The 6,511-nt window shown below is 66.2% G+C and carries 6 protein-coding genes; 3 read left to right on the forward strand and 3 right to left on the reverse strand.

The genetic code is table 11. The features are described from left to right. Nucleotides 1–131, reverse strand: a 131-nt coding sequence (locus BMY22_RS25320) for a GntT/GntP/DsdX family permease (RefSeq protein ID WP_143068607.1), incomplete at its 3' end; no start/stop codon positions are given. Between the two features lie 84 nt (nt 132–215). After that, nucleotides 216–740 carry a gluconokinase gene (locus BMY22_RS22215; RefSeq protein WP_090625467.1) on the reverse strand — a complete coding sequence of 175 codons (525 nt, stop codon included), beginning with the start codon at nt 738–740 and terminating at the stop codon, nt 216–218. 322 nt (nt 741–1,062) lie between these two features. Between BMY22_RS22215 and gntR the strand changes: the two genes are divergently transcribed. After that, nucleotides 1,063–2,094, forward strand: a complete 1,032-nt coding sequence (gene gntR / locus BMY22_RS22220; RefSeq protein ID WP_090625473.1) for an HTH-type transcriptional regulator GntR — start codon at nt 1,063–1,065, stop codon at nt 2,092–2,094. 204 nt (nt 2,095–2,298) lie between these two features. Next, complete coding sequence (edd, locus tag BMY22_RS22225; protein ID WP_090625469.1) at nt 2,299–4,125, forward strand: phosphogluconate dehydratase; 1,827 nt, start codon at nt 2,299–2,301, stop codon at nt 4,123–4,125. 157 nt (nt 4,126–4,282) lie between these two features. Here the strand turns inward: edd and BMY22_RS22230 are convergent, their stop codons facing one another. Continuing rightward, on the reverse strand, nt 4,283–5,152 hold the full coding sequence (locus tag BMY22_RS22230; protein WP_090625470.1) for a MurR/RpiR family transcriptional regulator: 870 nt from the start codon (nt 5,150–5,152) through the stop codon (nt 4,283–4,285). 175 nt (nt 5,153–5,327) lie between these two features. Here BMY22_RS22230 and zwf point away from each other — a divergent pair. After that, a partial coding sequence (zwf, locus tag BMY22_RS22235; protein ID WP_090625472.1) for a glucose-6-phosphate dehydrogenase occupies nt 5,328–6,511 on the forward strand: 1,184 nt, incomplete at its 3' end.

The following is a 6,511-nucleotide window of genomic DNA, read 5'->3' on the forward strand; positions in this document are numbered from 1 at the left end:
CCGAGGAAGAGCGCGGAGATGATCAGGGCAATGAAGGGGTGCAGCTTGAAACGGGTGATCAGGACGATCAGTCCGACGATGGTGATCACCGCATCCAGCAGCAGGAAGGTTTCATGGGACATGCCCAACATGGGGAGTCTCCTTATTGTCGTTGTTGTGGGTCAGGAGTCGCTTGAGACAGCGCTATCTTTGGTGGTCGGCGAAAAGCCGTTCAATCAGTTTGACGCATGGTCTGTCCACCACCGGTGGGCGGCGGCGGCCAGTTGCTGAACGTCTTCGCTCGAGGCATCCAGAGTCAGGGTCAGGGGCTCGTTCAGGGGCGGTTCGAGGGTGGCGAACTGGCTGTCGATCATGCTCGCCGGCATGAAGTGGCCGGGGCGTTCGGCGACCCGGCGGGCCGCGACGACCGGGGTCAGTTCGAGGAACACGAAGCCCAGCCCGGGCACGGCTTGGCGCAGACGTTCCCGGTAACTGCGCTTGAGGGCCGAGCAGGAGAGCACCGGGCGCTGCCCGGCTTCGATGGTGCGGTGCAGCTCCTCGCACAGACGGTCTAGCCAGCCGCCGCGGTCCTCGTCGGTCAGCGGGATGCCGGCGCTCATCTTGCGGATGTTTTCCGGGGGGTGGAAGGCGTCGCCCTCGATGGGGATGGCACCGCCGAGCGCGCAGAGCGCCTGGCCGACGCTGGACTTGCCGCAGCCGGCAACGCCCATGATCACCAGTGCTGGGATGGGTGGATGCATATGACACCTCGGTGCAGGGATAGCGCTATCTTTGCCGACTGGAACACAGGCTGCAAGGATAGGCTGTCGCCGATTTGTTGTCGTTGTCATGATTCGTTATCCGAATGCGCTGCGAATGGCCGCTCAGGCTATGCCTAAGCGATTGCTGCGCCACTGAGACAGCGCTATCCTAGATCCTGCATTTCCGTTTGACAAGCAGGCCGGACTCGATACGGGGAGACGGCGACAGCGAAGCGGGGCGAGAATGGTCGGCCTGCGGACGCTGCAGCCCTCGCGGCGCCTGCCGTTCAATCCTGATGCTGCTTATGGTGCGATTACCCTGATGACCACTCCGAAGAACGATAAGAATACCCGTACCACCGGGCGCCCGACCCTCAACGAAGTGGCGCGTCGCGCCGGTGTCAGTCCGATCACCGCCTCCCGGGCCTTGCGCGGCATCCCCAGCGTTGCCGAGGAGTTGGCGCAAAGAGTCCGCGAGGCCGCCCGCGAGCTGGGCTATGTGGTCAACCCGGCGGCGCGGGCCTTGGCCTCGGCGCGCAGCCAGACCGTGGCGGTAGTGGTGCCCTCGCTGGGCAACCAGCTGTTCGTCGAGACCCTCGAGGCGATCCATGCGGTGATGCGGCCGAAGGGGCTGGAGGTGCTGATCGGCAACTCCCACTATTCGCGCGACGAGGACGAGGATCTGATCCGCAACTACCTCGCCTACCAGCCGCGCGGCCTGCTGCTCACCGGCTTCGAGCGGACCGAGAGTGCGCGGCGCATGCTCGAGGCCAGCGGCATTCCCTGCGTCTACATGATGGATCTGGATTCCGGCGCCGGACTGCATTGCGTCGGCTTCTCGCAATTGCGCGCCGGCGCGGCGGCGGCCGAACACCTGATCGCGCGCGGACGCCGCCGGATGGCCTTTGTCGGCGCCCAGCTCGACCAGCGCACCTTGCTGCGCGGCGAGGGCTTCCGGCGCGCCCTGCAGCAGGCCTGCCTCTACAATCCTGCCTTCGAGCTGCTCACGCCGCAGCCGTCCTCCGTCGGCTTGGGCGGCGAGCTGTTCGGCCAGTTGCTGGCCGCTCATCCGCAACTCGACGGGATCTTTTTCGGCAACGACGACCTGGCCCATGGCGCCTTGCTGGAGGCCATGCGCCGCGGCGTGAGGATTCCCGAACAGGTGGCGGTGCTCGGCTTCAACGACCTGCCGGCCTCGGCCTTCATGGTGCCGCGGCTCAGCAGCATCCATACGCCGCGCGAAGCCATCGGTCGCCGGGCAGCCGAAATGCTCCTCGCCCTGATGGCCGGGCAGTCGGTCGCCGAGCCGGTGCAGGACATGGGCTTCGAGTTGATGGTGCGTGAGAGCACCTGAATGTCGCCTGGCGGGCTCGGCGTGCGGGAGCAGCTGGGCGATCGCCAGATGCCGTACGCCGCGGCCGGCTCCGCCTTCGGTAGGGGCTGATAAGTGTTGTTGTTTTAATACAAAATAGTGTTGGTCAATTGACTGGCTTTTCCGTTGAGATGTGGTAGTTTTGTTGTTATATAACAAATATACCTGCTATCTGGAGTCTATCCCATGCATCCCCGCGTCCTTGAGGTAACCGAGCGCCTGGTCGAACGCAGCCGTGCCACGCGCGAGCGCTATCTGGCCATGATCCATGCGGCAGCCGCCGAGGGGCCGCAGCGCGGCAAGCTGCAGTGCGCCAACTTCGCCCATGGCGTGGCCGCCTGCGACGGCAGCGACAAGCAGCGCCTGCGGCTGATGGACTCCGTCAACGTGGCCATCGTCACTGCCTACAACGACATGCTCTCCGCCCATCAGCCCTACGAGCACTACCCGGAACAGATCAAGCGGGCCCTGCGCGAAATCGGCTCGGTCGGACAGGTCGCCGGCGGTGTGCCGGCGATGTGCGACGGGGTGACCCAGGGCGAGCCGGGCATGGAGCTGGCCCTCGCCAGCCGCGAGGTGATCGCCCTGTCCACCGCGGTGGCGCTCTCCCACAACATGTTCGATGCGGCCCTGTATCTCGGCATCTGCGACAAGATCGTCCCCGGCCTGCTGATGGGAGCCCTGCGTTTCGGCCACCTGCCGGCGGTGTTCGTGCCCAGCGGGCCGATGGTTTCGGGGCTGTCGAACAAGGAAAAGGCGGATGTGAGACAGCGCTACGCCGAGGGCAAGGCCAGTCGCGACGAGCTGCTCGAGTCCGAGATGAAGGCCTATCACGGCGTCGGCACCTGCACCTTCTACGGCACTGCCAACACCAACCAGATGCTGATGGAGGTGATGGGGCTGCACCTGCCCGGTTCGTCCTTCGTCAATCCCGACACCCTGATGCGCGACCTCCTGACCGAGGAGGCTGCCCGCCGGGTGACGCGGCTGAGCAAGCAGGGCGGGCAGTTCCTGCCGCTCGGCGAGATCGTCGACGAGCGCGTGGTGGTCAACTCGGTGGTGGCGCTGCACGCCACTGGCGGTTCCACCAACCACACCCTGCACCTGCCGGCCATCGCCCAGGCCGCCGGTATCCAGCTGACCTGGCAGGACATGGCCGACCTCTCCGAGGTGGTGCCGACCCTGACCAAGGTCTATCCGAACGGCAAGGCCGACATCAACCACTTCCAGGCCGCTGGCGGCGTGGCCTTCCTGGTTCGCGAACTGCTCGACGCCGGGCTGCTCCACGAGGACGTCAATACCGTTGTCGGGCGCGGCCTGCGCCACTATGCCCAGGAGCCCTTCCTCGACGAGGGCCGGCTGGTCTGGCGCGACGGCCCGACGAAGAGCCTCGACGAGAGCATCCTGCGCCCGGCGACCCAGCCCTTCTCGGCCGAGGGCGGCCTGCGGGTGATGGTCGGCAACCTCGGTCGCGGCGTGATGAAGGTGTCCGCGGTGGCGCCCGAACATCAGGTGGTGGAGGCGCCGGCGCGGGTCTTCCACGACCAGCAGGCGCTGGCCGATGCCTTCAAGGCCGGCGAGCTGGAGCACGACCTGGTGGCGGTGATGCGCTTCCAGGGCCCGCGCAGCAACGGCATGCCCGAGCTGCACAAGATGACCCCTTATCTGGGCGTGCTGCAGGATCGCGGCTTCAAGGTGGCGCTGGTCACCGACGGGCGCATGTCCGGCGCGTCCGGCAAGATCCCGGCAGCCATCCATGTCTGTCCGGAAGCCATCGACGGCGGTCCGCTGGCCAGGGTGCGCGACGGCGACGTGATCCGCGTCGACGGCCAGGCCGGCACTCTGGAGGTGTTGGTCGATGCCGCCGAGCTGGCTGCCCGCGAGCTGGCGAGCGCCCCGCAGGGCGAGGGCGTCGGCTGCGGCCGCGAGCTGTTCGCCTTCATGCGCTCGGCGTTCAGCACGGCGGAGCAGGGCGCGAGCGCCTTCACCGCCAGTCTGGAAGCGCTGAAGTAAGGCCGGTGGCCTGTTCGGTCGGTTCGATGGAGCGGTTTCGGCGCCCGGACCCCGGCAGGCTGTCGCCGCTTTCCGCCATAGCCTTGCCATGACTCGTCGCGGCGCCTTGTCTTGGGGGCCGGTCATCCGAACGTCAGTTGGCCGACCGCGCAGGTCGTTAGAGCAGTTCTTCGTCGCTCGGATAGCGGGTGCTGTTGAGGCTCTCCTTGATCTTGCGCAGGTGCGGCTGGAAGTCCGCGCCGCGGCGCAGGGTCATGCCGGTGGCGAGCACGTCGAGCACGGTGAGCTGGATGATCCGCGAGGTCATCGGCATGTAGATGTCGGTGTCCTCCGGCAGCGGGATGTCCAGGCTCAGGGTGCAGGCCTTGGCCAGCGGCGAGCCGGCGGCGGTCAGGCCGAGCACCGAGGCACCGTTCTCGCGGGCCAGGTGCGCCACTTCGACCAGTTCGCGGGTGCGTCCGGTGTAGGAAATGATCACGAAGAGATCGCCGGTATGGGCCACCGAGGCGAGCATGCGTTGCATCAGCACGTCGCTCTGCGCCGACACGGCGAGGTTGAAACGGAAGAACTTGTGCTGGGCGTCCTGGGCCACCGAGGCCGAAGCGCCGAGGCCGAAGAAGTGGATCTGCCGGGCCTGGATCAGCAGGTCGACCGCCTTGTCGATGACCTGCGGATTGAGCGTCTGGCAGGCACTGTCCAGCGAGGCGATGGTGCTGCCGAAGATCTTCCGGGTGTAGGCCTCGGGGCCGTCGTCGGCTTCCACCGCGCGGCTCACGTAGGCGGCGCCGCTGGCCAGGCTCTGGGCCAGCTGCAGTTTCAGTTCCGGGTAGCCGCTGACGCCGAACGAGCGGCAGAAGCGGTTGACGGTCGGTTCGCTGACCTGGGCGGCCTGGGCCAGCGAGGCGATGCTGTAGCGGGTGGCTTGTTGCGGGTCCTGCAAGATGACTTCGGCGACCTTGCGTTCGGCCTTGTTCAGTTCTTCGAGACGGTTCTGGATCTGTTCCAGCAGATTACGCGCGCGATCCATGTTGGTTCCTGGGGCGGGTGGTGCGTTTGGGTGGCTTATCGTAACTGGGCGCTTCCGGGTGGAGCCACTGGAAATCCCGGTTATGGAGAAATGTTGTTTTATTACGTAATTATTGTTGATGAAACGATTCAATGGTGCTTTTATACGTCAGGACTTTGATAAAAGAACAAATATCATGACCTCTACCTCTGTCGAGCCTTGCACTTTCGCTCTCTTCGGCGCGCTGGGCGATCTGGCCTTGCGCAAGCTGTTTCCCTCTCTCTATCAGCTGGATCGCGCTGGCCTGCTGCCCGCCGAAACGCGGTTGCTCGCCCTGGCCCGCGAGTCCGGCGAGGAGAGTCGCCACCTGGCCACCATCGCCGAGCACCTGCGCCGCCACGTGCCGGGTGCGGAGCTGGAGGAGGGCGTCCTGCAGCGTTTCCTCGCTCGCCTGGACTACCTGTCGATGGATTTCCTCCAGGCCGAGGCCTACGCCGCGCTGGCCGACCGGGTCGGCGAGGCGCAGCGGCTGATCGCCTACTTCGCCACCCCCGCGGCGCTCTACGAGCCGATCTGCGCCGGGCTGGCCGAAGTCGGCCTGGCCGAGCGCACCCGGGTGGTGCTGGAGAAGCCGATCGGCCACGACCTGGCCTCCTCGCGCAAGGTCAACGATGCGGTGGCGCGGCACTTCCCGGAAGACCGCACCTACCGGATCGACCACTACCTGGGCAAGGAGACGGTGCAGAACCTGATCGCCCTGCGCTTCGCCAACAGCCTGTTCGAGACCCAGTGGAACCAGAACCACATCTCCCACGTGGAGATCACCGTGGCCGAGCAGGTCGGCATCGAGGGCCGCTGGGGCTACTTCGACAAGGCCGGCCAGCTGCGCGACATGATCCAGAACCACCTGCTGCAGCTGCTCTGCCTGATCGCCATGGACCCGCCGAGCGACCTGTCGGCCGACAGCATCCGCGACGAGAAGGTCAAGGTGCTCAAGGCGCTGGCGCCGATCGACGCCGCCCAGCTCAGCCAGCAGGTGGTGCGCGGCCAGTACGTGGCCGGCAACATCCAGGGCAAGGCGGTGCCGGGCTATCTGGAAGAGGACAACGCCAACCCGCGCAGCGACACCGAGACCTTCGTCGCCCTGCGTACGGAGGTCCGCAACTGGCGCTGGGCCGGGGTGCCCTTCTACCTGCGCACCGGCAAGCGCATGCCGGAGAAGCTGTCGCAGATCGTCATCCACTTCAAGGCGCCGCCGCACTACATCTTCGCCGCGGAGCAGCGCCCGTTGATCGGCAACAAGCTGATCATCCGCCTGCAGCCGAACGAGAGCATCGCCCTGCAGGTGATGACCAAGGAGCAGGGGCTGGACAAGGGCAT

The organism is Azotobacter beijerinckii, from assembly GCF_900110885.1.
Classification (GTDB): domain Bacteria; phylum Pseudomonadota; class Gammaproteobacteria; order Pseudomonadales; family Pseudomonadaceae; genus Azotobacter; species Azotobacter beijerinckii.